Source organism: Ferrovibrio sp. (assembly GCF_964218355.1).
In the GTDB taxonomy this organism is placed as follows: Bacteria; Pseudomonadota; Alphaproteobacteria; order Ferrovibrionales; family Ferrovibrionaceae; genus Ferrovibrio.
Map to the genome: position 1 here is coordinate 33,131 of NZ_CAXPMC010000018.1, position 23,683 is coordinate 56,813.

The 23,683-nt window shown below is 70.3% G+C and carries 26 protein-coding genes; 8 read left to right on the forward strand and 18 right to left on the reverse strand.

Going from position 1 to position 23,683, the window contains the following annotated elements:
* The first annotated feature begins 130 nt into the window (after positions 1 to 130).
* The gene (locus tag ACEQZY_RS12125) at positions 131 to 787 is read left to right on the forward strand and encodes a glutathione S-transferase family protein (protein WP_341704811.1); all 657 of its coding nucleotides are present in this window, start codon (positions 131 to 133) and stop codon (positions 785 to 787) included.
* Positions 788 to 810: 23 nt separating this feature from the next.
* Here the strand turns inward: ACEQZY_RS12125 and ACEQZY_RS12130 are convergent, their stop codons facing one another.
* Positions 811 to 1,716: a hypothetical protein gene (locus tag ACEQZY_RS12130; RefSeq protein WP_370154670.1), complete on the reverse strand. Its 906-nt coding sequence runs from the start codon at positions 1,714 to 1,716 to the stop codon at positions 811 to 813.
* Between the two features lie 163 nt (positions 1,717 to 1,879).
* Positions 1,880 to 2,746, reverse strand: coding sequence for a hypothetical protein (locus tag ACEQZY_RS12135; protein WP_370154673.1), 867 nt, complete (start codon positions 2,744 to 2,746; stop codon positions 1,880 to 1,882).
* Positions 2,747 to 3,004: 258 nt separating this feature from the next.
* Between ACEQZY_RS12135 and nth the strand changes: the two genes are divergently transcribed.
* On the forward strand, positions 3,005 to 3,715 hold the full coding sequence (gene nth, locus ACEQZY_RS12140) for an endonuclease III (protein ID WP_341705705.1): 711 nt from the start codon (positions 3,005 to 3,007) through the stop codon (positions 3,713 to 3,715).
* Here nth and ACEQZY_RS12145 read toward each other — a convergent pair.
* Genes ACEQZY_RS12145 through ACEQZY_RS12155 form a run of 3 tightly spaced genes read right to left on the reverse strand, consistent with a single transcriptional unit; the run spans position 3,712 to position 6,883 of the window.
* On the reverse strand, positions 3,712 to 4,989 hold the full coding sequence (locus tag ACEQZY_RS12145) for a flavin-containing monooxygenase (protein WP_370154675.1): 1,278 nt from the start codon (positions 4,987 to 4,989) through the stop codon (positions 3,712 to 3,714). The genes nth and ACEQZY_RS12145 overlap by 4 nt on opposite strands.
* Positions 4,986 to 5,963: an NAD-dependent epimerase/dehydratase family protein gene (locus tag ACEQZY_RS12150; RefSeq protein ID WP_370154678.1), complete on the reverse strand. Its 978-nt coding sequence runs from the start codon at positions 5,961 to 5,963 to the stop codon at positions 4,986 to 4,988. The genes ACEQZY_RS12145 and ACEQZY_RS12150 overlap by 4 nt, the downstream gene beginning before the upstream one ends.
* Complete coding sequence (locus tag ACEQZY_RS12155; RefSeq protein WP_341705616.1) at positions 5,960 to 6,883, reverse strand: bile acid:sodium symporter family protein; 924 nt, start codon at positions 6,881 to 6,883, stop codon at positions 5,960 to 5,962. The genes ACEQZY_RS12150 and ACEQZY_RS12155 overlap by 4 nt, the downstream gene beginning before the upstream one ends.
* A 162-nt stretch (positions 6,884 to 7,045) precedes the next feature.
* On the opposite strand from ACEQZY_RS12155, the gene ACEQZY_RS12160 reads away from it, so the two are divergent.
* Positions 7,046 to 8,095 (forward strand): AraC family transcriptional regulator, encoded by a 1,050-nt coding sequence (locus ACEQZY_RS12160; protein WP_370154681.1) that lies wholly within the window; start codon positions 7,046 to 7,048, stop codon positions 8,093 to 8,095.
* Positions 8,092 to 8,490, forward strand: coding sequence for a hypothetical protein (locus tag ACEQZY_RS12165; RefSeq protein ID WP_370154684.1), 399 nt, complete (start codon positions 8,092 to 8,094; stop codon positions 8,488 to 8,490). The genes ACEQZY_RS12160 and ACEQZY_RS12165 overlap by 4 nt, the downstream gene beginning before the upstream one ends.
* A gap of 6 nt (positions 8,491 to 8,496) precedes the next feature.
* Here ACEQZY_RS12165 and ACEQZY_RS12170 read toward each other — a convergent pair whose 3' ends face one another.
* From ACEQZY_RS12170 to ACEQZY_RS12185, 4 genes are read right to left on the reverse strand one after another with little or no spacing between them, the layout of a single operon-like run.
* Positions 8,497 to 8,994 (reverse strand): hypothetical protein, encoded by a 498-nt coding sequence (locus tag ACEQZY_RS12170; protein WP_341705737.1) that lies wholly within the window; start codon positions 8,992 to 8,994, stop codon positions 8,497 to 8,499.
* Between the two features lie 31 nt (positions 8,995 to 9,025).
* On the reverse strand, positions 9,026 to 9,754 hold the full coding sequence (locus ACEQZY_RS12175) for a polymer-forming cytoskeletal protein (RefSeq protein WP_370154687.1): 729 nt from the start codon (positions 9,752 to 9,754) through the stop codon (positions 9,026 to 9,028).
* Between the two features lie 23 nt (positions 9,755 to 9,777).
* On the reverse strand, positions 9,778 to 10,455 hold the full coding sequence (locus tag ACEQZY_RS12180) for an EI24 domain-containing protein (RefSeq protein ID WP_370154690.1): 678 nt from the start codon (positions 10,453 to 10,455) through the stop codon (positions 9,778 to 9,780).
* Positions 10,452 to 11,912, reverse strand: coding sequence for an amidase (locus ACEQZY_RS12185; protein WP_370154692.1), 1,461 nt, complete (start codon positions 11,910 to 11,912; stop codon positions 10,452 to 10,454). The genes ACEQZY_RS12180 and ACEQZY_RS12185 overlap by 4 nt, the downstream gene beginning before the upstream one ends.
* 82 nt (positions 11,913 to 11,994) lie before the next feature.
* Here ACEQZY_RS12185 and ACEQZY_RS12190 point away from each other — a divergent pair, with 82 nt between their 5' ends.
* The 3 genes from ACEQZY_RS12190 to ACEQZY_RS12200 all read left to right on the forward strand — a co-directional run bounded on the left by ACEQZY_RS12190 (position 11,995) and on the right by ACEQZY_RS12200 (position 14,082).
* Entirely contained in the window at positions 11,995 to 12,990 is a 996-nt protein-coding gene (locus tag ACEQZY_RS12190) for an adenosine kinase (protein WP_370154695.1), read from the forward strand.
* Between the two features lie 316 nt (positions 12,991 to 13,306).
* The gene (locus ACEQZY_RS12195) at positions 13,307 to 13,822 is read left to right on the forward strand and encodes a peptidoglycan-binding protein (protein WP_370154698.1); all 516 of its coding nucleotides are present in this window, start codon (positions 13,307 to 13,309) and stop codon (positions 13,820 to 13,822) included.
* Positions 13,823 to 13,896: 74 nt separating this feature from the next.
* Positions 13,897 to 14,082, forward strand: coding sequence for a hypothetical protein (locus ACEQZY_RS12200; protein ID WP_370154701.1), 186 nt, complete (start codon positions 13,897 to 13,899; stop codon positions 14,080 to 14,082).
* Between the two features lie 88 nt (positions 14,083 to 14,170).
* Here the strand turns inward: ACEQZY_RS12200 and ACEQZY_RS12205 are convergent, their stop codons facing one another.
* Genes ACEQZY_RS12205 through rpe form a run of 3 tightly spaced genes read right to left on the reverse strand, consistent with a single transcriptional unit; the run spans position 14,171 to position 17,032 of the window.
* Complete coding sequence (locus ACEQZY_RS12205) at positions 14,171 to 14,653, reverse strand: HutD family protein (protein WP_370154704.1); 483 nt, start codon at positions 14,651 to 14,653, stop codon at positions 14,171 to 14,173.
* Positions 14,654 to 14,663: 10 nt separating this feature from the next.
* Complete coding sequence (locus ACEQZY_RS12210; protein ID WP_370154707.1) at positions 14,664 to 16,337, reverse strand: heparinase II/III family protein; 1,674 nt, start codon at positions 16,335 to 16,337, stop codon at positions 14,664 to 14,666.
* A 17-nt stretch (positions 16,338 to 16,354) separates the two neighbouring features.
* Positions 16,355 to 17,032, reverse strand: a complete 678-nt coding sequence (gene rpe / locus ACEQZY_RS12215; protein ID WP_370154710.1) for a ribulose-phosphate 3-epimerase — start codon at positions 17,030 to 17,032, stop codon at positions 16,355 to 16,357.
* Positions 17,033 to 17,175: 143 nt separating this feature from the next.
* Between rpe and ACEQZY_RS12220 the strand changes: the two genes are divergently transcribed.
* Positions 17,176 to 18,543: an RsmB/NOP family class I SAM-dependent RNA methyltransferase gene (locus tag ACEQZY_RS12220; protein ID WP_370154713.1), complete on the forward strand. Its 1,368-nt coding sequence runs from the start codon at positions 17,176 to 17,178 to the stop codon at positions 18,541 to 18,543.
* Here the strand turns inward: ACEQZY_RS12220 and ACEQZY_RS12225 are convergent.
* The 6 genes from ACEQZY_RS12225 to ACEQZY_RS12250 form a co-directional block, all read right to left on the reverse strand.
* Positions 18,540 to 18,797, reverse strand: a complete 258-nt coding sequence (locus tag ACEQZY_RS12225; RefSeq protein WP_370154715.1) for a DUF2798 domain-containing protein — start codon at positions 18,795 to 18,797, stop codon at positions 18,540 to 18,542. The genes ACEQZY_RS12220 and ACEQZY_RS12225 overlap by 4 nt on opposite strands.
* Before the next feature lie 8 nt (positions 18,798 to 18,805).
* Entirely contained in the window at positions 18,806 to 19,972 is a 1,167-nt protein-coding gene (locus ACEQZY_RS12230) for a mandelate racemase/muconate lactonizing enzyme family protein (protein ID WP_370154718.1), read from the reverse strand.
* 74 nt (positions 19,973 to 20,046) lie between these two features.
* Positions 20,047 to 20,880 carry an N-acetylmuramoyl-L-alanine amidase gene (locus ACEQZY_RS12235; RefSeq protein WP_370154720.1) on the reverse strand — a complete coding sequence of 278 codons (834 nt, stop codon included), beginning with the start codon at positions 20,878 to 20,880 and terminating at the stop codon, positions 20,047 to 20,049.
* A gap of 174 nt (positions 20,881 to 21,054) precedes the next feature.
* The gene (locus tag ACEQZY_RS12240) at positions 21,055 to 22,047 is read right to left on the reverse strand and encodes a DnaJ C-terminal domain-containing protein (protein WP_370154723.1); all 993 of its coding nucleotides are present in this window, start codon (positions 22,045 to 22,047) and stop codon (positions 21,055 to 21,057) included.
* A 30-nt stretch (positions 22,048 to 22,077) separates the two neighbouring features.
* Positions 22,078 to 23,073, reverse strand: a complete 996-nt coding sequence (locus ACEQZY_RS12245; RefSeq protein WP_370154725.1) for a hypothetical protein — start codon at positions 23,071 to 23,073, stop codon at positions 22,078 to 22,080.
* A gap of 4 nt (positions 23,074 to 23,077) precedes the next feature.
* A complete protein-coding gene (locus ACEQZY_RS12250) occupies positions 23,078 to 23,584 on the reverse strand; it encodes an RT0821/Lpp0805 family surface protein (protein ID WP_341705719.1) in 507 nt (168 codons plus the stop codon).
* Between the last annotated feature and the right edge of the window lie 99 nt (positions 23,585 to 23,683).

Genomic DNA, 23,683 nt, shown 5'->3' on the forward strand with positions numbered 1-23,683 from the left:
CCTGTGGACAATCCCGGCGCCGCCTTCCGCAACGGCAGGGTGGCCTGCCCAAGCCTACAGAACCGATCCGCTTTTCCGCTCCGCTCCGCCGCCGCGTCCCGTGTCAGGTTTTGCATTGCGAGGAACGTCCATGAGCAAGGCCACGCTGACCATCAGCAGCAAGAATTACTCGTCCTGGTCGCTGCGCGGCTGGCTGCTCTGCCGCATGGCCGGGCTGGATTTCGAGGAAAAGCTGCTGCCCAGCGACGATCCCGACATCCGCGCCGAGCTGCTGCTGCTGTCGCCGTCCTTCCTGGTGCCGCGGCTGACCGACGGCGCCGTCTCGGTCTGGGACACGCTGGCGATCGCCGAATACCTGCACGAGCTGTTCCCGAAGGCCGGCCTGCTGCCGGCCGACAAGGTGGCGCGCAGCCATTGCCGCTCGATCAGCGGCGAGATGCATTCGGGCTTTGCCAACCTGCGCTCGGCGCTGCCGATGAACCTGAAGGCGCATTTCCCGAACTTCAAGATCTGGGCCGGCGCCCAGGCCGATATCGATCGCGTGGTCGCCATCTGGCATGAATGCCTCGACCTGCATGGCGGGCCCTTCCTGTTCGGCAAGGCGCCGAACCTGGCCGATGCCATGTACGCGCCGGTCTGCACGCGGTTCCTCACCTACGACGTGAAGCTGGACGAGACCTGCACCGCCTATTGCCGCACCATCATGGCGATGCCGCACATGCAGGACTGGGTGGCGGCGGCGAAGGCCGAGCCCGAGGAGCTCGACGAGCTCGACGTCGAATTCTGAGACCCGGACGAAGCTGCCCGCCCTCAGATTCCACTGCCGTCATGACGGCCCAGGAAGGTCTTCAGGTTGTTGAATACCGGCAGGGTGACCGGATCGCTGCCGCTGAGCATCAGCACCAGGGCGCCACGGCTGATGCCGATGCGGTCGGCCAGGTCGTCGAGGCTGGTCCGTGCCCGCCGGCAGGCATCGCTGATGGCGGCGCTGGCGCTGCCATCGAGATAGATCAGGCCGCCATCGGTTGTACGGATTTTCAGACTGGCCGGCACCGGAACCGGCGCGACCGGTTTCGGCCTGGGCTTCCGGGCGGCCGGACGCGGCGCCGGCTGCGCTGCCCGCTGGGGCGCCGCCTGCGGTGACGCGGCGGCCGCGGCGCCGAAATCATCGGCCGGCATGAAGCCCTTCGGCGCGGCGGGGCCGCCGGCGAAATCGTCGAGCATCGGGCTGTGGCCGAGTTCCGCCTGCAGGCGTTCGGTCAGCTCGCCGAGCAGTCCGGCATCGGGCGCGGCCTGCCGCATGGCTTCGCCCTGCCGCGTGATTTCGGCCAGCCGCTGCTGGCGGCGCTGCAGGAACTGGCGGCTGCCCAGTGGCCAGGCGCGGCCGCTCTCGTCGGTGCGGCGCAGGAACAGCCGCACGGATTCCAGCTCCAGCAGCAGCATGCGCCAGCGGATATCGGCCAGGTTCTTTGCCTGCGCCGCCTGCTTTTCCGGTTCCAGGTCGGACAGCCGGCCTTCGACCAGGTCGACGAAGACCTGGAAATAATCCAGCTGCTCGATGAACCCGCGGAAATCGCTGAAGCGTGCGGTGATGCCGTCGCCGTTGCAGTAGATGCCGGCGATGTCCATGGCCTGCCGCTCCACCTGTGCCACCATGTCGAGGGCGGCGCGGCGGGCGACGGCCTGGCGGGTATCGGCCTGCATTGCGGTTTGCATCGGGCGGGTATCCTCTGGCTCTGCGGAAAAGTGCAGACCCACCCTAGGTGCTGACAGCCGGCCGTGTGTGTTACTTTCCGGTTAGGGTGTCCGGATGATAATGGGCCGGAGGCCCGGACAGCGCAGGCGCAGGCCGGATCGCGTCAGCGCAGATCAGGCTGCGTCAGCGCAGATCGGGCAGCGCCGCGCTGATGAAGCTGCGCAGGCCGTCCAGCGTGCCGGTCGACATCGCGTCGGTGCCGCTGAGGATCAGGGCCAGCGCCGGCCGGCTCATGCCGAGCCTCTGCGCCAGCTGGTCCATGCTGACCTGCGATACCCGGCAGGCTTCGCTGACCGCGCCGATGCTGTCACGCTCGGCATAGAACCGCCCGCCCATCTCGCGCACCCGGAACGGCGCCAGCGCAGGACCGGCCGGCCGCGCCGGCGGCGCGGCGGCAGGACGGCGGGACACCGCCAGTTCCTCCGGCCGGCGCAGGGCCGGCGTCGCCGAACGCTGCGGCGCGGCGGTGGTCTCGAGCTCGGTGGCGAAATCGGTCAGGGCCGGCGCGCGCTCGATCTGCGCCTTCAGCAGATTCGCCACCGCCATCACCAGCGCCTCGGACAGCGGCGTCAGGTGGTACTTCTCGCCGAAGGCGTCGTAAAATTCCGCAATCTCGTCCAGCCGGCCGAGCCGGCGTTCGAGGAACTGGCGGCTGCCCAGCGGCAGCGGCCGGTTGACCTCGCCGATGCGGACGAGGAAAACCTGGGTGGTATCGACCTCGACGATGGTGATGCGCCAGCGGATCTCGGCCAGATGCCGGGCCAGCGCATCGCGCTTGTCGGTCTCGAATTGCGGCAGCCGCTCTTCCACCAGGTCGATGAAGACGTAGAAATGGTCGACCTTCTCGATGAAACTGCGAAAGCCGCGGTAATCGCTGGCCTGCACGCGGCCGGCACGGTAGCGTTCGGCGATGTCGAGACCCTGCTTCTCGACCTGGGCCAGAAGCTTCAGCGCCTCGCGGCGGACCTTTTCGTTGCTGTCAGTGTTCAACGCTGTACCGGGAAGGAGAAGGGGTCTGGGGGACAGGATAATGGCTGTAGTTGTATATTTCCACGCCTTATTCTATCTTTACTCTCATACCTTACCAGCCCCGGCGGCTGGAAACCCATTAATTCCCCGTAACATGCTGCATTTTCCGGCGGCCGGCGCCTGGCCGCAGCCCGCCGGCGGGCGGACTTGCCCGCGGCCGGCTGCGCAGTCTAAACAACTCGGGCCCCGCCTTCGGTCCAGCCCTGTTTTCCGGCCAGCATGAAACCCGCCGCCATCCATGCCTTTTTCAGCCGGCTTGCCGCCGCCGATCCGGCGCCGGCCACGGAGCTGAATTACGTCAACCCCTATACCCTGCTGGTGGCCGTGGTGCTGTCGGCCCAGGCCACCGATACCGGAGTGAACAAAGCCACCGCGAAGCTGTTCCAGGCGGTCACGACCCCTGAGCAGATGCTGGCCCTCGGCGAGGCCGGGCTGAAACAGCACATCAAGACCATCGGCCTGTTCAATGCCAAGGCGAAGAACGTGATCGCCCTGTCGCAGATCCTGGTCGACCGGCATGGCAGCGCGGTGCCGCGCGACCGCGACGCGCTGGAAGCCCTGCCCGGCGTGGGGCGCAAGACGGCGAATGTGGTCCTCAACGTGATCTGGGGCGAGCCGACCATCGCGGTGGACACCCATATCTTCCGCGTCGGCAACCGCACCGGCATGGCAAAGGGCAAGACGCCGCTGGCGGTCGAGCTCGGCCTGGAGAAGGTGGTGCCGGCGGAATTCCGCCAGCATGCCCATCACTGGCTGATCCTGCATGGCCGCTATATCTGCAAGGCGCGGCAGCCCGATTGCTGGCGCTGCACGGTGGCCGAATACTGCGACTTCAGGCCGAAGACGCCAGCCCCCGACGAACGGCCGGCAAAGCCGCAACCCGCCGCGAAAAAGAAGGCCGCCGCAAAGAAAAAGACCGCCAGACGCTAGGCCAGCGCCGTGATCGCTTTCTGCAGGTCGCGCTTGTATTGCAGGAAATCGACGAAGATTCCGTGTTCGCCGCGGCCCGTGCCGGGCGGCCGGGCGCAATGGACGGCGATGCGGCGGCGGAAGGCGGCGGCGGCCTGCGGATTGCGGTCGCGCGCCGTCAGCCAGGCGGCGATCAGGTCGGTCTGCAGCGCGCGGCCGGCCCAGCCGACCCCGGCACCTTCCAGCAGGCCGGCAACGAACAGATTGTTGTCGTCCGGCGGAAAGATGTTCATGTACAGATGCGGCGCATCTGTCGCCGCCTGCCAGTTCAGCGGCGCCAGACCGGCCAGGAACGGAAAGGTGATGCGGTAGCCGGTGGCCAGCAGCACCAGGTCCGGCCGATCCTCGCGGCCATCGGCGAACACCACGGTATCGCCGCGGAATGCGCGGATCGGCCTGCGCAGGACGACATCGCCCTGCCCCAGATGCTGCAGCACCAGCGAATTGACGATCGGCGTGCGGTCATACAGCCGGTGGCGCGGTTTCGGCAGGCCGAAGCGTTCCGGCGGCCCGACCAGCAGGCGCAGCAGCGGCTCGTGCAGCATGGCGCGCAGGCCTTTCGGCAGGATGACGCGCCTCGGCTTGTGGTTGGCCTCGTCGGCCGGCCGGCCGGCGAGGAATTTCGGCACGAAATGGTTGCCGCCGCGCACGCTCCACAGCACGGCCTTTGCCCGGTGCACGGCATCGACGACGATGTCGCAGCCGGTATTGCCCATGCCGGCGATCAGCACCGTCTTTCCCTCGAAGATATCCGGCGTCCTGTAGTCCTTGGCATGCATGAGGGTGCCGTCGAAACGGCCCGGTATCTCCGGGACCAGCGGATCGCTGAGATGGCCGTTGGCGATGATCACGCCCTGGTAATCCTGCGCGCTGCCATCGTCGAAGCTGGCGCGCCAGCCGCCGGCCTGCCGCTGCAGCCGCTCGACCTTCGTGTTGAAGCGGATCAGCGGGCGGAGGTCGAAATGCGTGGCGAAATCGCGCAGGTAGCGCAGCACGCGGGCATGGTCGGGATAGGCCGGCCAGTCGTCGGGCATCGGAAAATCGGCAAAGGCCGTCGTGCGCTTCGACGAGATCAGGTGCGTCGAGGCGTAAACCGCGCTGCCTTCGGCGCCGTAGAGCCACTGGCCGCCGAGATCGGCGTGCTTTTCGACCGCCTGCACCGGCAGGCCGGCCTGCTTCAGGCTTTTCACCGCCGCCAGCCCCGCCGGCCCGGCGCCGATCACCAGATAGGTCACGCCCCGCCCTCCTGTGGCCCGCACTCCTGCATCGCGGCCTGCCGCGCCGCGCGATAGCGCGCAAACACACCGGCCGCATCGAATTGCGGCACATAGCCGAACTCGCGCTTCAGCCGCGCATTGTCGAGCACCGGCCGGTACTGGATGAATTTCACATGCTGCGGCCCGAGCGCCGCCAGCCCGAGGCCGCCCAGCAGCCACAATGCCGCCTTCAGCAGGACCGGCGGCAGCGGCAGATAGGGTTTGCCCAGCAGGCCGGCGATCTGCCGCAGGCCGAGCGTGCCGTCGCCGGCCAGATTGAAGATGCCGGCCCGGCCCTCGCGCACCGCCTTGACCAGTGCCCCGACCACGTCGCTGTCGGCCACCAGCGAGAAAGGCGTCGCCGAGCCGCTCAGGCCGATCACGACCGACCGTTCGAACATGGCGGTGATCTGGTTGCCGGTGCCCGCTCCCAGCACCGTACAGGGCCGGAACACCGTCTGCTTCAGCGCCGGCCAGTCGCGCCGCCAGTCGGCCAGCATCTCCTCGACCAGCCTTTTGTGGCGCGCATAGGGAAAATCCTCGTTGCCGCGCAGCGGATCGCTTTCCGACAGCGGCTGCGGATTGTCGGCATGATACCCGTAGGCGGCGCCCGAAGACGTCACCACCAGATGCCCGACCCCGGCAGCGCGGCAGGCCTGCAGCAGGTTGCGGGTGCCGTTGACATCGATGTCGTAATCGCGGGCGGCATCGCCGCCGGCCGCCACCACCGAGGCCAGATGCACCACGCAGCGCGGCCGGTGCCGCGCGAACAGCCGCGCGAGGCCCGGATCGCGGATATCCACCATCTCCCAGGCAACATCCTGCCGCCGGCTGCCCGGCGGCGGATCGCGCAGATCGACCGCCGCCACCGCCTCGCCGGCATCGGCCAGCGCATCGACCAGGCTGCGGCCGATGAAACCGGCGGCACCGGTGATCAGGATCCCGCCGGTCATGTCGGCTGCGGCACCCGGTGGCGGTCGCGCCGGCGCCACAGCCAGGCCATCCCCCAGCCCGACACGATATGCCAGATGCCCCAGCCAGCGGCGATCAGCGCCGCACCGCCCAGGGCATCGAACTGGTTCAGGATCAGCGCCAGGCCGAGGCCGGAATTCTGCATGCCGACCTCGATGGTCACCGCGCGGCGGTCGCCGCGATCCAGCCGCATCAGCCATGCCGCGCCCAGGCCGATCAGCAGGGCGGCGGCATTGTGCAGGATCACCAGCGGCATGATCTGCCCGAGGAAGGCCAGCAGATACTGGCCGTTGGCCACGGTGGTGGCGATGATGAACAGCACCAGCGCCAGCACCGAGGCGATCTGGAACGGCCGCCGCAGCCTGGCCGCCCAGCCGGGCCGGCCATGGGCGATGGCAAGACCCAGCACCATCGGCAGGCCGAGGATCAGCGCCGTCTGGCCGAGGAAGGCGGCCGGTTCGACCTCCACCTGCCGCAGCAGGGCCGCCGTGGCCGGATTGAGCGAAGCCCAGAACAGGATGTTCAGCGGCGTGGCGATCACCGCCACCACGCTGGACAGGCCGGTCATGCAGACCGACAGCGCCGTGTTGCCGCGGGCCATATGGGTGACGAGGTTGGACAGGTTGCCGCCCGGGCAGGCGGCAACGATGATCATGCCCAGCGCCACGCTGGGCGCCGGCTGCAGCAGCATGGTCAGCGCCCAGGAAATCGCCGGCAGCAGCAGCACCTGCGCCACCAGCCCGGTCAGCGGTGCCAGCGGCCGGCGCAGCACGGCGGCGAAATCGCCGATGCGCAGGTCGAGCGCCACTCCGAACATGATCAGCGCCAGCACGGCCGCGAGGATCGCCTGCCCGGTCGAATCGATATGGATCAGGACAGCGTCGATCGACGTGCCAGTCATCGGGGTCTCCTCCTGCCGGCTGTTTCCGCCGGCTGTGCCGGCTGGCGTGCATCCGCCGGCTGCGGCATTCTGTCCGCATTCCGGCCGCGCCACGATAGCCCGGCGCGCCAGCGCCGGTCATCCGGCGCCAGGCCGGAATCGCAGGGAGGGACAGACGCCGTCATGCCGGGCCGGCAGTTACAGGATGCCTCCGGGGCCGCCGCGCCGCCGCGCAGCGTGGCGGCCGGCTATGTGCGCACCCTGCTGGATGCGGTGGCGGCCACCGGCATCCCGGCCGGCGCCGTGCTGACGGCGGCCGGCCTGCCCGCTGATCTGGCCGGGCGGGCCGAGGGCCGCGTCGCCCATGATGCCGTTTCGGCGATCTGGCAGGCGGCGCTCGGCCTCGGCGGCGACCGCCATCTCGGCCTGCATGTCGGCGAGCGGGTGCAGCCCGGCAGCTTCGATGCGCTCGGCCATCTGCTGATGACCTGCACGACCCTGCGCGAGGCGGCCCGGCAGGCCGACCGCTTCTCGCCACTGGTCGGCGGCGGCGGCCGCTTTGCGGCACGCGACGAGGCGGATGGCGCCATCCGCCTGCTCTACCTGCCCTTCGATCCGGACTGGCCCTGCCGCCGCCACCGCGTCGAGGCGGTGCTGTCGGCCAGCCTGACCTTCACCCGCTGGCTGTGCGGCCAGCCGGTGCGGCCGGCGCAGCTGCGCCTGCGCCATGCGGCGACGGACAGTCTCGGCGAATACCGCCGGATCTTCGGCTGCCCGCCGGATTTCGAGGCCGCGGACGATTCCCTGCTGCTGGATGCCGCGACACTGGCGCTGCCGGTGCGTCAGGCCAGCCCCGGCCTGCATGACATGCTGGCCGGCTATGCCAGCCGCGCCCTCGAACAGCTGGGCGGCGGCGATGCCTTCGGCGACGCGGTGACCGGGGCGATCCGGGCGTCGCTGGCGGAAGACGGCAATGCCGGCATCGACCGCATCGCCGCCCTGCTGCACCTGTCGCCGCGCACCCTGCAGCGCCGGCTGGCCGGGCGGGGCACCAGCCTGCAGGCGGAAGTGGCGCGGGTGCGCTGCGCGCTGGCGCGGCAGATGCTGCGCGATCCGCGCCACAGCATCGACAGCATCGCCGGCAGGCTGGGCTTCGCCGATCCGGCCAATTTCCGCCGCGCCTTCAAGGCCTGGACCGGGCAGACGGCGGCACAGTGGCGCCGCGGCGCATGAGCAGGGCCGCAACACCGGCGGTGCTGCGGGTGATCTTCGACAGCAATGCCTATGACGCGATCCTCGCCCATGGCGATACGCAGCGGCTGCGCGCACTCGCGGATGCCGGCGGCATCGAGATCGTCACGACCCACGTGCAGGAAGACGAGCTGCGGCAGATCGCCGACCCGCAGCGCCGCGAAACGCTGCTCGGACTGTTCCGCGACCTTGGCGGGCGGCGCGTCGATCCGGCGGAGGCGATCGCGGAAGACACAACCCACATGACGCGGGACCGCATGCTGCGGCTGACGGCCCGGGCCTGCCGCTGCCTGCTGGTCACCGATGACCGCGCGCTGGCGGCGACCGGCGCGGACGTCACGGATTATGCCGGCTTCGCGGCACGACTGCCGCGCTAGCGGCGATTACGATGTCGGCCCCGGATTGCGGCGGCGCGGCGGCGGCGCGGTTTTCAGCAGGGCCCCGAGGCAGTCGGCATCGTCCACCGTGTGATCGCGCTGGCGGCTGACCACCTGGGCATGGGCGACGCGCATGCGCTGGTCGCTCTCGCCGGGATAGAAGAACAGCAGCAACGAGCAGCGCGGCGTCTCGGACAGATACTGCCAGATCTCGCCCGGCGGCTCGCGCCGCAGGGTGGCCGGCACGCCGAACAGGGCGCGCGCCTCGGCCGGGCTCTTGTTCACCACATCGGCGCTGCGCGGGCGGCGCGGCGGCTCGTCGACGGTCTGCGGCGACGGCACCAGTGACAGGTCGAGTGCCTCCTCCTCGCCGCCGCCGGCAGCGGCCGGCACCTCGCCCGACTGGCGCATGCCGCAGGCACCCAGCACCGCCACCAGCGCCAGGGCGAAAAGCAGACGCGGGGCCCCGGGAGGAGCCCCGCGCAAGGCAGGACGCATTGCCACGTCTGACTGCGGGCTTGTTAAGGGCGGAAACTTATTCGGCGGCGGCCGGCGAGGCCTTGCGGCCGCCGGAGGCCACGGTCTGCACCGTGCCGGAAATCTCGCCGCCGCATTCGATCTCGACCTGGCCGTAGGCGATGTCGCCGGCAACCTTGCCGCTGCCGCGGATCAGCAGACGGCCGCGCACCGACAGGCGGCCCTCGAAATGGCCGCGGATCTCGGCCTCCTCGACCTCGGCCGAACCCTTGAACATGCCGCTCTCGGCAATCTCGACGAAGCGGCTGTCGGTCAGGTCAGCCTCGACCTTGCCCTCGACGATCACCTTGTCGCAGGCGGTGATCCTGCCGTTCAGGCTGATGTCGCGGCCGATCAGCAGCACCTTCGGATCGGCGCCGTCGCTGCGGCCGGACGAGACGGGCGCGGCGGCGGCCGAGGCCTGCACGACGGCCTTCGGCGCGAGGTCGACGCTCGGCCGCTTGGCGATTTCGGGGCGGAAGGTGGGGGTGGGGGTGGAATTGTCGGTCATGACGGCTCCCGGGTTGGAGGGCGGGTTGCTGGTGGGCAGGGCGGGCCGGCCGGCCAGGCGCAGATGGCTCGGCACCGGCGGCAGCTCGTCCTCGGCGGCACGGATCGGCGTCACCGTGGCACTGACTGGCGCATTGGCCGGCACATTGGCCAGTGTGACGGCCGGTTCCGGCAGCGCCGGCGGGGCCGGCGGCAGCATCGCGGCGGTATCCGTACTCGGCTTCTTGCGACCAAACATGAGACGGCCTCTCCTCTGATCCCTCAGCCCCGCGACCGCAACCGCTTGTAGACATGCACCATGAAAGCGGTTGCTACAATCGGGACAAGGAAATTTACGAGGGGAATGGTTAACAGAAGCACAATGAGGATGCCGCACAGCCAGATATCGCCGCGCCAGCGCCGCCGCATGGCATCGGCCTCGGCCCGCGGCAGGTAGCGCGCCGCGACCTGCTCGAAATACTCCCGGCTGACCAGCCAGCCGTTGACCACCAGCGACAGGCCGTACAGCAGCGGCGGGAAGAACAGCAGGATGCCGTAGACCGGCAGCAGCAGGATGTTGACCAGCAGCACGACGGCAAGGAAGCGCAGCGCGCCGACAAGGCCGGGCCAGAAGGCCAGCGGCCGGCCGGCCGGCTCGGCCGCGTAATACCGCCGCTCGACCGCCTCGGCGATGTCGTCGAGGAACAGTCCGATCGCCGCCGTCATCACCGCCGGGAACAGCAGCAGCATGAGGACGAAGAAGCCGATGCCCGAGGCGAAGCCGATCACCCAGTCGAGCCAGGTCTGCTGCACGTCGGGCAGCAGCATCAGGCCGAGCCACAGGGCCACCGCCAGCGCGGCGAAGACCGCGATGCTGATGCTGAGTGCCCGCACCAGAACCCGGCGGAAGGCCGGGTCGGGCAGCTGGGCCAGCGCCTGCCGCAGGGCGGCCGCGATCATGCGGCGCCCCCACCCGGCGTGCCGCGCGGATCGACGGGGAGCTGCGCCGCCAGGCCGAGATCGGCCTCCAGCATGGCCGACAGCGCCAGCAGCTCGGCCTCGCCGCGCGGCCGGGCGACGATCTGCAGGCCGACCGGCAGGCCGGATTTGGTGAAGCCGGCCGGCACCGAGATGGCCGGCGTGCCGGTGATGGTGATGGCGAAGGTCAGCACCAGCCACGAGATATAGGTGTCGAACCTGCGGCCGCCGATTTCCTCGAGATAGCGCATGCGGTGATCGAAAGGCGGCGTCACCGCGGTCGGCAGCACGAGGAAATCGTGGCTCTCGAAGAACCGGAGCAGCCGGTTGGTGATCTGCCCGCGGGTCTGCTGCGCCGTGGCCAGCTCCGCGCCGGTCAGCTTCAGGCCCTTTTCCGCATTCCAGATCACTTCGGGTTTCACGCGATCGGTCTTACCTTCGATTCGTGGCCAGACTGAGGCAGCGAAATTGGCCGCGCGCAGCACCTGGAAGCAGTCTTCCGCGCCGCTGAAATCCGGCACCGTGGTGGTGACCGCGGCGCCCAGCTTTTCCAGCCGCCGCACGGCGGCCTCGCAGATCGCCACGACCTCCGGATCGACCGGGCTGAGGCCCAGATCGGGGGTCCAGCCGATGCGGCAGCCGCCGGCAAACCGCGTCGGCAGCCGCCCCGCCGCCAGCGCATGGTCGACGCTGTCGAGGAAGCCGCGCTCGGGCACCGGCAGGCTGAGCGGATCGCGCGGCTCCCAGCCGCACTGGGCATCCAGCATCAGGGCGCAGTCGGCGACGTTGCGCGCCATCGGCCCCAGCACCGACAGCGTGTCGAAGGGCAGCGCGCGCGGCCCCCAGACCACGCGGCCCGGGCTGGGGCGCAGGCCGACGATGCCGCAGAAGCCGGCCGGGATGCGCAAGGACCCGCCGAGATCGGAGCCATCGGCCAGCCAGACCTCGCCGGTGGCCACCGCCACCGCCGAGCCGCCCGAGGAGCCGGCCGGCGTCATCGCGGTATTCCAGGGATTCTTCGTGGTGCCGAATACCTCGTTGAAGGTCTGGGCGCCGGCGCCGAATTCCGGCGTGTTCGACTTGGCGATCACGCTGGCGCCGCGGGCCTCCAGCCGCTGCACGGTGTAGTCGGAGGCCGGCGCGACATGGTCGGCATAGGCCAGGCTGCCCGAGGTGAAGCGCACGCCCTCCACCGGCACCAGGTCCTTGACCGCCACCGGCAGGCCGTACAGATAGCCCGGCGGCGGGGTTTCCGGATGCACCAGCGCGGCGGCGCGGCTGCGGGCGCGGTCGAGACAGAGGGTCGGCAGCGCATTCACCAGCGGCTCGACCGCGGCAATGCGCGCGGCGGCGGCGTCGATCAGCTCGGCCGGGCTGACCCTACGGGATTTCAGGGCCGCAACCGCCTCGCGGGCGGTCATCCGGATCAGCGCGTCCATGCGGAAAAGTCCATCTGTTTGCCATCCTGTACGGGAAAGGCTAGAGAGTAACGGCAAGTGCAGGAACGGGGAAAGTACCGGGATGACGACGGATTCGACAAACGTGCTGGCCATCGGCAACGCCATCGTGGATGTGCTGGCCCGGGTGCATGACGACTTCCTCGACACCCACGGCATGGTCAAGGCCAGCATGACCCTGATCGACGGCGGCACCGCCGAGACGATCTACGGCCATATGGGCGAGACCACCGAGACCTCGGGCGGCTCGGCCGCCAACACCGCCGCCGGCATCGCCGCACTGGGCGGCCGGGTGCAGTATATCGGCCGGGTGCGCAACGATGCGCTGGGCGCCACCTTCATCCGCGAGATCCGCAGCCTGGGCGTCATCTTCGAGAATGCGCCCGCCGCCGAGGGGCCGTCGACCGCGCGCTGCATGATCCTGATCACGCCGGATGCCCAGCGCACCATGAACACCTATCTGGGTGCCTGCGTCGACCTTGCCCCCGACGATGTCGATCCGGCCGCCGTGGCGCGCGCGGAGATCGTCTATCTGGAAGGCTATCTGTGGGACCAGCCGAAGGCCAAGGACGCCATGCGCAAGGCGATGCGGCTGGCCCATGATGCCGGCCGCAAGGTGGCAATGACCCTGTCCGACAGCTTCTGCGTCGACCGCCACCGCGACGAATTCCGCCATCTGGCGGAACACCATATCGACATCCTGTTCGCCAACGAGGCGGAGATCAAATCGCTCTACCAGGTCGACGATTTCGATGCCGCGCTCCAGCATGTGCGCCACCATGTCGACATTGCCGCCCTGACCCGCTCGGAGAAGGGCTCGGTGATCCTGGCCGGCGAGGAAGTGCACATCATCGACGCCACGCCCGGCGTGAAGGTGGTGGACACCACCGGCGCCGGCGACCTCTATGCCTCGGGCTTCCTCTACGGCCTGACCCATGATTTCGACCTGCATGCCGCCGGCCGGCTGGGCAGCCTCTGCGCCGCCGAGGTGATCGCCCAGATCGGGCCGCGGCCGCAGAAGTCGATCCGCCCGCTGGTCGACAGGGCCCTGAAGGGCTGACCGGCCCGGACCAGACCGGACCCGGCCGGTCCAGCCCGGTCCAGACCAGTCCGGTCCCGTTCGGACCGGACGCGGCCGCCGCCATCCCGCGGAAGCCGGCAAAATCCCGCAAAAGCCAGTTCGATCCCACACAAGTCATTGATGTTGTGTGGCAACCCATTGATTCTTCTGATGCACGATATCCGACAGCGGACCGGGCAGACCGTCCGCCTGCCCGGGATGAGAACATTATGGGAATATTTCGCTTGAAATCAAGAACACGGCGGCTATAGTGGCAGATGTTCGGTTTCTGTTTCCACCTGCCCTGGAGCCTCCGATGACCGCCTCCGCCACTTTCGACACCGCCACCCTCGGGTCCGCCCGCCTCAAGACAGCCCGCCCGGCGGCCGCCCCCGGCCCCTTCACCCTGCCCGGATTTGCCCTGCCGGGGCCGCTGCGCCGCCTGCTGGCGCCGGACACCGCCATGCAGCCGGCCCTCAGGCAGCCGGCCGCCGATCCGCTGGCGCGGCTGCGCGCGGCCTGGCAGCGCGGGGCCAGCCTGCGCGAGCTGTTCGGCGAAACGGTGTTCGTCCTGCGCGACAGCGTCGGCGCAGGCGGCGCCAACCATGCGGCCGACGTGGTGCGGCTGCAGGCCCTGCTGCATCGCGAAGGCGACCTCGACGGCTTCGCCACCGGCGGCCCGACCGGCCTGTGGGATGCCTGCTGCGATGCGGCCCTGCGCCGGTTCCAGGCAGCCAACGGCCTGGCCGCCGACGGCATCGCCAGGCCCGGCGGCGCCACGCTGCGGGCCCTGCGCGGCTTCTACCTGCCGGAAGAGGCGGCGGCGGCCTGAACCATGGCGGGTTCCGGTACGGCAGCGGATCGGCTAGACTGCCGGCAGACCCCCTGCCAGAAAGGCACGTCTGCATGTCTGCTGCCGCCGAGAATCCCGTCTGCCCCTATTGCCGGACCGAAGACCCCGACTGGTGGGAAGGCGCGCCCGACTTTGCCGCTCCGGGCAGCATCTGGGAGGATGGCTGCCGCAGCTGCCGGCGCCGCTATCTGATCCAGATCGCGCCCGGCAACCTGCCCGAAGCCCGCGCCATCCAGTAAGGCACCGGCCGGTAAAGAGTTGGCCGGCAAGGCCCGTCACAACCGGCGAACGACAGCCAGCTAAAGACAGACGCCTAAAGACAGGTGCCTAACGACAGACGGCCTGCAGCAGCCGGGTCGCATCCAGCCGCACCAGCGCGCCATCGGCCCGCACCAGCGCATGCCCTTCCGGCGGCGCATCGGCGCCGGCCGCGATCACCCGCACATCCATCGCCAGGCCGGCCCGCGCCATCACGTTGAGGTCGCGGCTCGGCCCGCCCTTCAGCCGGCAGAAGGCGGCCAGGCCGCCATCGAACCGGTGCGGCACGAAGGGCTGCGGCACATCCAGCCGGTGGCCATCGGCGAAATCCAGCGTGAAGCCGCCGCCCTCGATCAGGGTGATCCAGCGGGTGATGCCGGGAAAGGCCGAGAAGGGTCCGTCGGCATCGATGCGGGCGAGGCTGATGCGCCAGCGGAAGCTGTCCGCGCCGGCACCGGCCGGATCGATGGCCAGCTCGCTGGTGACGCCGCCGCCATTCTTCCATGGCTGCAGGGGCAGATCGGCCAGCCGCACCAGGCGCCCGCCATTCATGCCGCACCGCTCATGCCGCGATCCGCGTCAGTGCCCATTTGAACACCAGCTCGTCGGCGCCGGCCGAGCCGGTCATCACGATCTGCTGGCTGCGCCGCGGCGTGTCCGGGCCGCCCGGCTCGCGCTGGCCGAAATAGACGCTGTCCTCCAGCCGCACCACGCCGCCGGCGCCGCGCCAGCGCCAGCCCTGGCCGCTGCCGCTTTTCAGGATCACGGTATCGCCGCTGCCGATCAGCGAGGCATGCACCGACGGATGCAGATGCAGCCGCAGCACCGCCGGCTGCGGCGGCGCCGCCGCGCCGGTGACGGTTTCCTCGCCGCGCAGGTCGTCGCCGCCGGCGGCGAGATACAGCCGGCGGCGGTGGCGGCGGCCACCGGACGCCGTGGCCCAGCCGTCATGCTCCGCCTCGAACCAGATGGCGCCGTCCTGCTCGTTGCGCTGGACGCTGACCGTGGCGCCGGCCGCCGGCTCGGCCTCGCCCAGGCAGAGGGTGCTGTGTGCGGCGATGCCGCTGAGCGCCTTCGCCCAGTCATGGCCGTGCTGGCCGCCGGCACGCTGGGGCGCGCCGCAATTGACGATCAGGCGGTCGCGGCCATGGCTGAACTCGAAGGCCAGCAGGCCGCGATGCGGCCGCGAGCCGGCGAAGGCCGCCGGCGGCGGGCCGGCATCGAGCAGCAGCAGGCCGCGCCGGGCCGCCGCGCGCTCGAAGCGGCTGAGGGTGGCGGAGACCAGCGGCTTGCCCTTCGCCTCCGACAGCTCCAGCGCCAGGTCGATCTGCGCCGGATTGGCTTCCGCGCCGCCATGGAACAGCGCCAGCCCGCCATCGCCATGGCGGAAGAAGCGCAGCATCGGCGCCATGCGGTCGAGATGCGGCTGCAGCAGGGCCGCGCGTTCGGGATCCAGCGCGCGCAGGAAGCGCCACAGCAGGGTCGTCTGCTGCAGCAGGCGGAACACCATGGCCGGATTGCGCGAGGCATGGCCGCCATCGGCCAGCAGCTGCGCATCCAGGCAGGCGGCCAGGCCGGCCAGCGCCTGCGGATGCCGCGTGCGGCCCTCGGGCAGGCATTCGGCCGCGAAAGCCAGCCCAAGCAGGGCCTGGAAGCGCGGCAGGCCCGGCGGCGCCAGCGGCGCCGCCCGCTGCAGATGCGCGGCATGGCGGGCGATGGCGAGCAGGAAGTCATGGGCGAAGCGGTCATCGGCGCCGTCGACCAGGAAATGCCCGGCCAGCAGCCAGCTCGACAGCCGCTGGCCGGCGACGCCGGGCCGCCAGGCCAGGCCAGCCACGGCGTCGTGCCGCTCCAGCCAGGATGCCACCAGCGCCCGGCTCATGCGCCGCGCCATGTCGCCGCCCTGGGCGGCGAAGTCGCGCAGCCAGCCGAAGCCGTGCAGCGCCTCCGCCCAGGCGGCGAAGCTGGCGGCATCGAGGCCGAGTTCGGCCGCGGTCTTCGCCCAGGGCGCCACATGGGGCGAGACCACCTCGACCCCGGCCAGCATGAAGCGGCCCTGGAACAGGCGGTCGGCATTGGCCGGCAGGCCGGGCCAGGGATCGTCGGGCAGATGCGGCAGTTCCAGCGGCGCCTTGCGCGGCAGCAGCAGGCCATAGGCGCGGCTGGCGAAGACGGCGCCGGCCAGCCGGCGCGCGATGCGCAGGCCGAGGCGGTCGGGCAGTGTGGCGGCGGTCACGCCGTCACCGGGCTGGCTCAGGCGGCGGCGCGCGCCATGCGCACGCGGTCGATATTGCCGGCATAGGCGGCAGGTCCGCCCTGGAAGGTGGCCGTGCCGGCCACCAGCACATCGGCGCCGGCGGCAATCGCCAGCGCGGCGGTCTCGGCATTGATGCCGCCATCCACCTCGAGATCGATGGTGCGGCCGGAGGCATCGATCGCCTTGCGCAGCACCGTGATCTTCTCGAGCTGGCTGGCGATGAATTTCTGGCCGCCGAAACCGGGATTGACGCTCATCACCAGCACCAGGTCGACCATGTCGAGCACGCTGAGCGCGGCGTCCACCGGGGTGCCGGGATTGAGCGACAGGCCGGCTTTCTTGCCGAGGCTGCGGATCAGCTGCAGGGTGCGATGCACATGCGGGCCGGCTTCCGGATGCACGGTGATGATGTCGGCGCCGGCCTCGGCAAACTGCGGGATGAAGGCATCGACGGGCGAGATCATCAGATGCACGTCGAAGGGTTTTTTCGTGTGCCCGCGCAGCGCGGCGACGACCCCCGGACCGATGGTCAGGTTGGGCACGAAATGGCCGTCCATCACGTCGATATGGATATAGTCGGCACCGGCCGCGTCGATGGCGGCGACCTCTTCGCCCAGACGGGCGAAATCGGCCGAGAGGATGGACGGGGCGATTCGGATCGGCTGCTGCGGCATGGCGGCAGGCTTAGCAGCTTCCGGCCCGGCCGCCAAGCAATCCCCCTGCCCGGTTTCTGCCACAAACGGCGCTTCGGCGCGGAAATCCGGGCCCGGCCCGGCCATGGCTCGACGCCGCCGCCGGCCGGGGCTAGAACACGCCGATGTCCCGCCCGCCCGCCAGAAACCCCGGCCGCACCGCCGCCCGCACATCATCCGCCCGCGCCGGGCCGGCCCGCATGCCGGCCCGGCTGGTGGCCGCCGGCCTGCTGGCCGCCGTGCTGGAAAAGCGCCGGCCGCTGGACGAGGCGCTGGCCGATCCGGCACTGGGCTTTGCCGCGCTGGACGAACGCGACCGCGGCTTCGTGCGCCGGCTGGCGGCCACCGCCCTGCGGCGGCGCGGCCAGATCGACGCCACCCTCCGCGGCCGGCTGCGGCAATGGCCGAAAGGCCTGCCGGGCGAGGCCCTGCGGCTGGGCGCCGCCGAACTGCTGTTCCTCGATGCGCCGGTGCATGCCGCCGTGCATGCCACGGTCGACATCCTCGGCGCCGGCCAGACCGCCATGCGCGGCCTGGTCAACGCGGTGCTGCGCAGGCTGGCCGTGGACGGCGCCGCCGCAGTGGCGGCGCAGGATGCCGCCCGGCTGAACACGCCGGACTGGCTGTGGCACAGCTGGGTCGCGGCCTGCGGCGAGGACGCCGCGCGCGCCATCGCCACCGCCCATCTGCAGGAGGCGCCGCTCGATCTCAGCCTGAAGCCGGGTTTGCTGAAATCCGCCGCCGATGCGGCCGCACTGGCCGCCGCGCTCGGCGCCGAAATCCTGCCGACCGGCAGCCTGCGCCGCGCGGCCGGCGGCGGCGCCATCGAAGCCCTGCCCGGCTTCGCGGCCGGCGACTGGTGGGTGCAGGATGCCGCTGCCGCCCTGCCGGCGCGGCTGCTGGGCGACGTGGCCGGGCTGCAGGTGGCCGATCTCTGCGCCGCGCCGGGCGGCAAGACCGCGCAGCTGGCCGCCGCCGGCGCGCAGGTCACCGCCCTCGACCGTTCGGAAGCGCGGCTCGCCCGCCTGCGCGACAATCTCGCGCGGCTCGGGCTGGCGGTCGCAACGGTGGCCGCCGACCTGGAAAGCTGGACGGCGCCGCAGCCTTTCGATGCCGTGCTGCTGGATGCGCCCTGCTCGGCCACCGGCACCATCCGCCGCCATCCCGACCTGCTGCATATCAAGGCGGAAACCGATGTGGCGAAACTGGCGGCCCTGCAGGGCCGCATGATCGGCCGCGCCTGGGCGATGCTGAAACCCGGCGGGCGGCTGGTCTACTGCGTCTGCTCGCTGCAGCCCGAGGAAGGCCCGGCGCATCTGCCGGCCCTGCGCGCCCTGCCCGGCGCCAGCCTGGTGCCGGCCGATGCCACCGCGCTCGGCCTGCCGGCGGAGGCCGTCACGGCGGATGGCTGCCTGCGCACCCTGCCCTCCCTGTGGGCGGAGCGCGGCGGCATGGACGGCTTCTTCGCCGTGGCTGTGCGGAAGGCGCCCTAGCCTTTCGGCGGCGGCGCGCCGGGCGGCTCGACCAGCCGGCCGACGATGCGCCGCACCAGCGGCAGCACGAAGACCAGCGTCGGGAAGGCGACGATCCACGACAGCGCCCAGGCCTCGGCCCATTTCGCCGGCAGCGCCGCCGTGAAGCCGAGACTGGTGAGCGTGGAGATGCCCGACACGATGAAGGTCATCAGCACCGACAGAACCAGCGGCATGACGATGCCGTTATAGCGGGCAGGCAGCTTCCTGTTCATGCCGGGTCTCAGTCGAGCAGGCTTTTCATCACGGCATACAGCGCGGCCTTGGCCTCGAAGCCGACGCCGGGAATCTGCGGCAGCGACACATAGCTGTCCTGCACGGCGATGCCGTCGGCGAAGCCGCCGAAAGGCTGGAAGACATCGGGATAGCTTTCGTTGCCGCCCAGATGCAGCCCGGCGGCGATGTTCAGCGACATCTGGTGGCCGCCATGGGGCACCACGCGGCGCGACGACCAGCCATGCTGCTCCAACATCTCCAGGGTGCGCAGGTATTCGACCAGGCCGTAGGACAGCGCGCAGTCGAACTGCAACCAGTCGCGGTCGGGCCGCATGCCGCCGAAGCGGATCAGGTTGCGCGCATCCTGCATCGAGAACAGGTTCTCGCCGGTGGCCATCGGCGCATCGTAATGCTGCGCCAGTTCGGCCTGCAGGGCATAGTCGAGCGGATCGCCGACCTCTTCGTACCAGAACAGGTCATAGGGCCGGATCGCCTTGCCGAAGGCGATGGCCGTTTCGATATCGAAGCGGCCGTTGACGTCGACGCAGAGATTCTGCCCGTCGCCGACGATCTCCAGCACCGCCTCGATGCGCTTCAGGTCCTCGGCCAGCGGCACGCCGCCGACCTTCATCTTGACGACGCGGTAGCCGCGGTCGCGATAGCCCTTCATCTCGTCCTGCAGGGCGGTCAGGTCCTTGCCGGGATAGTAATAGCCGCCGGCGGCATAGACCCAGACCTTCTCGTCGGCGACGCCGCCGCGATACCGGTCGGCCAGCAGGCGCCACAGCGGTTTGCCTTCGATCTTGGCCACGGCATCCCACACCGCCATGTCCAGCGTGCCGACGGCCACCGAGCGCTCGCCATGGCCGCCCGGCTTCTCGTTCTGCATCACCGTCTTCCAGATCGCGAAAGGATCGAGATTGGCGTTGGCGGTATCGACCAGCGTGTCGGGATCGGCCTCCAGCAGGCGCGGCAGGAAGCGTTCGCGCATCAGCCCGCCCTGGCCGTAGCGGCCGTTGGAATTGAAGCCGAAGCCGACCACGGGTTTGCCGTCGCGGACCTGGTCGGTGATCACGGCGACGACCGAACAGGTCATCTTCGAGAAATCGATATAGGCATTGGCGATCGGCGAGGCGATCGGCACGGTCTTTTCACGGACTTCGAGAATGCGCATGGCGGGATGTTCCTGGGCGCCCGCAAATCGGGCCGGCGCGGCAGGATAGCAACCGGCAACGAAATGGGAAGCGTTTACGCCTCGCGCAGGTCGACGGTGACCGGGGCGATCTGGTCGGCCAGGTAGCGCGCGAGCTGGGCGCGGCTGCGGGCGTTGCGCAGCACCTTCTCGTCATGGGGATTGGTCAGGAAGCCGGTCTCGATCAGCACCGAGGGCACTGCCGGCGAGCGCAGCACGGCGAAATTGGCCGAGCGCATCGGGTTGTCGAGCAGGGTGACCCGCTTGCCGACGCCGTGGATGATGCGGCGCTTGGCGGTCAGCGAGGCATTGTGGCTGTGGCGGCGGGCGAGATCGATCAGGATCGCCGCCGTCTGCCGGTCGGTGGCCGAGCTGTCGAAGCCGTAGACGACATCGACCTGGTTCTCGCGGTCGGCCAGCCTGCGGGCGAAATCGTCCGACGCCTTGTCCGACCGGCTGTAGGCCGACAGGCCATGGGCGCCATGGTTGGGCGCCGCATCGGCATGGATCGACACGAACAGGTCGGCGCCCTTCTCGTGGGCGAAGGCGACCCGGCTGCCCAGCGGAATATACGTGTCGCGGTCGCGGGTCAGATGCACCTGGATGTCGCGCCGGCCGCGCAGGGCGTCGCGGATCGACTGGCAGATCGACAGGGTGACGTCCTTCTCCTCGGTGCCGGTGACACCGATGGCGCCGGGATCGCGGCCGCCATGGCCGGGATCGAGCACCAGCACCGCCGGCTGGCGCTGTGCCTGCGGGCGCAGGCCCGGCGGCACCGGCGGCTTGCTTTCGGGCAGCGGCACGCGGCGGCCGGCAGACGCATCCGGCGCCAGCCCGGCGGCCGCGATGGCGCCCAGCAGCGACGAAAGGACATAGCGGCGGCTGTACATGATGCGGCGGCCCTGCGGTTGCGGATTCCCCGCCGGCCGCGAATCGGGCGATCCGGCCGGCGGCGCGCCGGACCATAGGCGCCATGGCGACGCCACGTCCAGCGGGTTCGCAACCGAGACTCGCAAGAGATGGTAAACAGCCGGTTAAGACGGCTGCGGCCGGCCGGCGGGGCCTCAGTCGACCGTGTATTTGGCGCGCACGTCGTATTTGTGCGACTTCACCCAGCCCTCGATCAGCTTTTCCAGCGCCGAGTTCGGCTTGTCCGGCAGCACGATCTTCAGCTTCACATACTGGTCGCCGCGCTGGCTCTGGGCGCCGCCCTTCAGCGGCAGGCCACGCCCCTTCAGCCGCAAGGTGGTGCCGGAGCTGGCACCCTTGGGCACGGTGACGGCAACCATGCCGTCGATGGTGGGCACGGCGATCTTGGCGCCGAGCACCGCCTCGTCGACGGTGACCGGCAGGTCGAGCAGCACGTCGTCGCCCTGGCGGACGAAAAACGGATGCGGCTCGACGGTCACCTCGATCAGCGCGTCGCCGGCCTCGCCGTTGTTGCGGCCGGCATCGCCCTGGTGGCGCAGGCGGATCTGCTGGCCGTCGGTCAGGCCGGCCGGGATGGTGACGTCGATCTGCTTGCCGTCGGGCAGGGTCAGGCGCCGCTTGCAGCCGCGCGCCGCATCGAGGAAGCCGATCTTCAGGCTGAAATGGCGGTCGGCGCCGCGCATCGGCTGGCTGCGCCGGGCACCCGCGCCGAAACCGGCGCCGGCGCCAGCACTGCCACCGGCACCGGCACCACCACCACCCCGCGTGCGCCGCATATGGCCGAAAATCTCGTCGAAAATATCCTCGGCGCCGCCCTCGAAACCGCCGAACCCGCCCGCGCCCGGCCCTGCACCCGGCCGCGCCTGGCCGCGGGCATTGTAGCCGCCGAAGCCCGGGCGGCGCGGCTGGCCGGCGGCATCGATCTCGCCGCGGTCGAACCGGCCGCGCTTGTCGGCATCGCCGACGATGTCATAGGCCGCCGAGACTTCCTTGAACCGCTCGGCCGCCTTCTCGTCGCCGGGATTGCGGTCCGGATGCAGCTGCTTGGCCAGCTTGCGATAGGCCTTGCGGATATCCTCGTGACTGGTGCCGCGGGTGACGCCGAGGACCGTGTAGGGATCACGCATCGCGGCCATCCCGCAGGCGGCTGGCGGAGATCATGGCGTCTTCTCCTGCGGCGGGGCTGCCGGCACGGATTCGGAATCCGGCGCATCGTCGCGGACGGTGAATATGTCCGGAATCGACGCGCCGCCCCCGGACACGATGGCGGAGTAGAAGCGGCCGAGCAAGCCGGGCCGCGCAGACGGCTCCGCATCCGGCCCGTCGGCCGCCGGCTTCGCTTCGGCCGGCCGGACTTCCTGCGCAGGCGCCGGCTGGACGGGAACCTCCTGGACAGGAGCCTGCTGGACAGGCGCCTCCCGGGCTGCAGTCTGCGGGGCCGGCGCGGCGGCAGCCGTTTCCTCGGCCGGCTTTGCGTCTGTCTCCTTTGCGCCTGTCTCCTTTGCGCCTGCCTCCTCGGCGGGCTTCGCCGCCGGTTCCGTCTCTGCCTTTTCCTTTTCGGCGGGCCGGACCGGGGGAGCGGCGGCGGGCCGGTCGGCAGCGGCGCGGCCGGCTTCCGGTTTCAGCACCAGCAGCGACAAGCGGTTCAATGCATCGGGCTGGCCCGCCTTGGCGGCGAGATTGTACCAGCCCAGCGCCACCGGCTCGCTGGGCGCGACGCCGAGGCCGAGTTCATGCATCAGGCCGAGATTGTACTGCGCCACGGCATTGCCCTGACGCGCGGCGGCATCGAACCATTTCAGCGCCTCGGCATAATCGACCGGCACATCCTCGCCCTGCAGGTAGATGGCGGCAAGGTTGGTCTGGGCGCGGGCGAAGCCGGCCTCAGCGGCGCGGCGGTACCAGGCCAGCGCCCTGTCGATGTCGCGCTCGACGCCCTGGCCCCAGCGGTAGAGATGCCCGACATTGCGCATCGCGGCGAGATCGCCATCCTCGGCCAGCGGCAGCCAGGCATCGAAGGCGCCCCTGTAGTCCCCGGCCTCGTAGGCCGCCACCCCGTCGGCGAAGCCCGCCTGTGCCGGCAGCGGCGCCAGCAGCAGCATCGCCAGCGCAGCGGCACGGGCGGCCTGCGAAAAACCGGGAGATCGCGGCATCAGATCAGCCGTTGACGATCTTCCAGCTGCCGTCGGGCTGGCGGCAGGCGGTGCCGTAGGCTTTTTCCGTCTTGCCGTCGACGGTGACGGTCTGCTGGAACTCGCGGCAATATTCACCGCTGGCGCCGGTGCCTTCGCGGGTCGGCGTCACGGTGCCGGAATGGCCGCTGTCGGGATTGCGCCAGGAAATGGTCTGGCCGACCGGCGCGGTGGTGGCCTTGTGGCTGGCCTGTTCCATCGCCGCCCTGTCGGCCTTGTCGAGCGAACTGCCGATCTGGTTGCCGAGATACGCGCCGGCCAGGGCGCCAGCGGCGACGCCGACCAGCTGGCCGGTGCCCTTGCCGAACTGCGCCCCCAGCACGGCACCGCCGATGCCGCCCAGCACGGTGCCGATGTTTTCCTTGTTCATCTGGCCGTTATTCTCGCAGCCGGCCAGCAGCAGGGCGGCGGCCAGCACCGGAACGGCCAGCGCCGGCGCGGTCAGCAATCGGGGAAGCGGACGGGTGGACATGGCACGATCCTCGGAAAACAGGTCGATCTGCGGCCGGGCTGTCGCGTCCGGACCGAATCAGCATGCCAAGTATATTGGTCGGGTGAATGCGGCTGCAAG

Excerpts from the sequence above, each read along its gene's own strand:
- ACEQZY_RS12190 (WP_370154695.1), top strand. The coding sequence starts at position 11,995 with ATGACGACGGATTCGACAAACGTGCTGGCCATCGGCAACGCCATCGTG.
- ACEQZY_RS12185 (WP_370154692.1), bottom strand. The coding sequence starts at position 11,912 with ATGGACGCGCTGATCCGGATGACCGCCCGCGAGGCGGTTGCGGCCCTG.
- ACEQZY_RS12240 (WP_370154723.1), bottom strand. The coding sequence starts at position 22,047 with ATGCGTGATCCCTACACGGTCCTCGGCGTCACCCGCGGCACCAGTCAC.
- ACEQZY_RS12205 (WP_370154704.1), bottom strand. The coding sequence starts at position 14,653 with ATGAATGGCGGGCGCCTGGTGCGGCTGGCCGATCTGCCCCTGCAGCCA.
- ACEQZY_RS12200 (WP_370154701.1), top strand. The coding sequence starts at position 13,897 with ATGTCTGCTGCCGCCGAGAATCCCGTCTGCCCCTATTGCCGGACCGAA.
- ACEQZY_RS12180 (WP_370154690.1), bottom strand. The coding sequence starts at position 10,455 with ATGATCGCGGCCGCCCTGCGGCAGGCGCTGGCCCAGCTGCCCGACCCG.
- ACEQZY_RS12160 (WP_370154681.1), top strand. The coding sequence starts at position 7,046 with ATGCCGGGCCGGCAGTTACAGGATGCCTCCGGGGCCGCCGCGCCGCCG.
- ACEQZY_RS12245 (WP_370154725.1), bottom strand. The coding sequence starts at position 23,073 with ATGCCGCGATCTCCCGGTTTTTCGCAGGCCGCCCGTGCCGCTGCGCTG.
- ACEQZY_RS12175 (WP_370154687.1), bottom strand. The coding sequence starts at position 9,754 with ATGTTTGGTCGCAAGAAGCCGAGTACGGATACCGCCGCGATGCTGCCG.
- ACEQZY_RS12195 (WP_370154698.1), top strand. The coding sequence starts at position 13,307 with ATGACCGCCTCCGCCACTTTCGACACCGCCACCCTCGGGTCCGCCCGC.
- ACEQZY_RS12130 (WP_370154670.1), bottom strand. The coding sequence starts at position 1,716 with ATGCAAACCGCAATGCAGGCCGATACCCGCCAGGCCGTCGCCCGCCGC.
- ACEQZY_RS12150 (WP_370154678.1), bottom strand. The coding sequence starts at position 5,963 with ATGACCGGCGGGATCCTGATCACCGGTGCCGCCGGTTTCATCGGCCGC.
- ACEQZY_RS12220 (WP_370154713.1), top strand. The coding sequence starts at position 17,176 with ATGTCCCGCCCGCCCGCCAGAAACCCCGGCCGCACCGCCGCCCGCACA.
- ACEQZY_RS12125 (WP_341704811.1), top strand. The coding sequence starts at position 131 with ATGAGCAAGGCCACGCTGACCATCAGCAGCAAGAATTACTCGTCCTGG.
- ACEQZY_RS12165 (WP_370154684.1), top strand. The coding sequence starts at position 8,092 with ATGAGCAGGGCCGCAACACCGGCGGTGCTGCGGGTGATCTTCGACAGC.
- ACEQZY_RS12155 (WP_341705616.1), bottom strand. The coding sequence starts at position 6,883 with ATGACTGGCACGTCGATCGACGCTGTCCTGATCCATATCGATTCGACC.
- nth (WP_341705705.1), top strand. The coding sequence starts at position 3,005 with ATGAAACCCGCCGCCATCCATGCCTTTTTCAGCCGGCTTGCCGCCGCC.
- ACEQZY_RS12225 (WP_370154715.1), bottom strand. The coding sequence starts at position 18,797 with ATGAACAGGAAGCTGCCTGCCCGCTATAACGGCATCGTCATGCCGCTG.
- ACEQZY_RS12230 (WP_370154718.1), bottom strand. The coding sequence starts at position 19,972 with ATGCGCATTCTCGAAGTCCGTGAAAAGACCGTGCCGATCGCCTCGCCG.
- ACEQZY_RS12235 (WP_370154720.1), bottom strand. The coding sequence starts at position 20,880 with ATGTACAGCCGCCGCTATGTCCTTTCGTCGCTGCTGGGCGCCATCGCG.
- ACEQZY_RS12250 (WP_341705719.1), bottom strand. The coding sequence starts at position 23,584 with ATGTCCACCCGTCCGCTTCCCCGATTGCTGACCGCGCCGGCGCTGGCC.
- rpe (WP_370154710.1), bottom strand. The coding sequence starts at position 17,032 with ATGCCGCAGCAGCCGATCCGAATCGCCCCGTCCATCCTCTCGGCCGAT.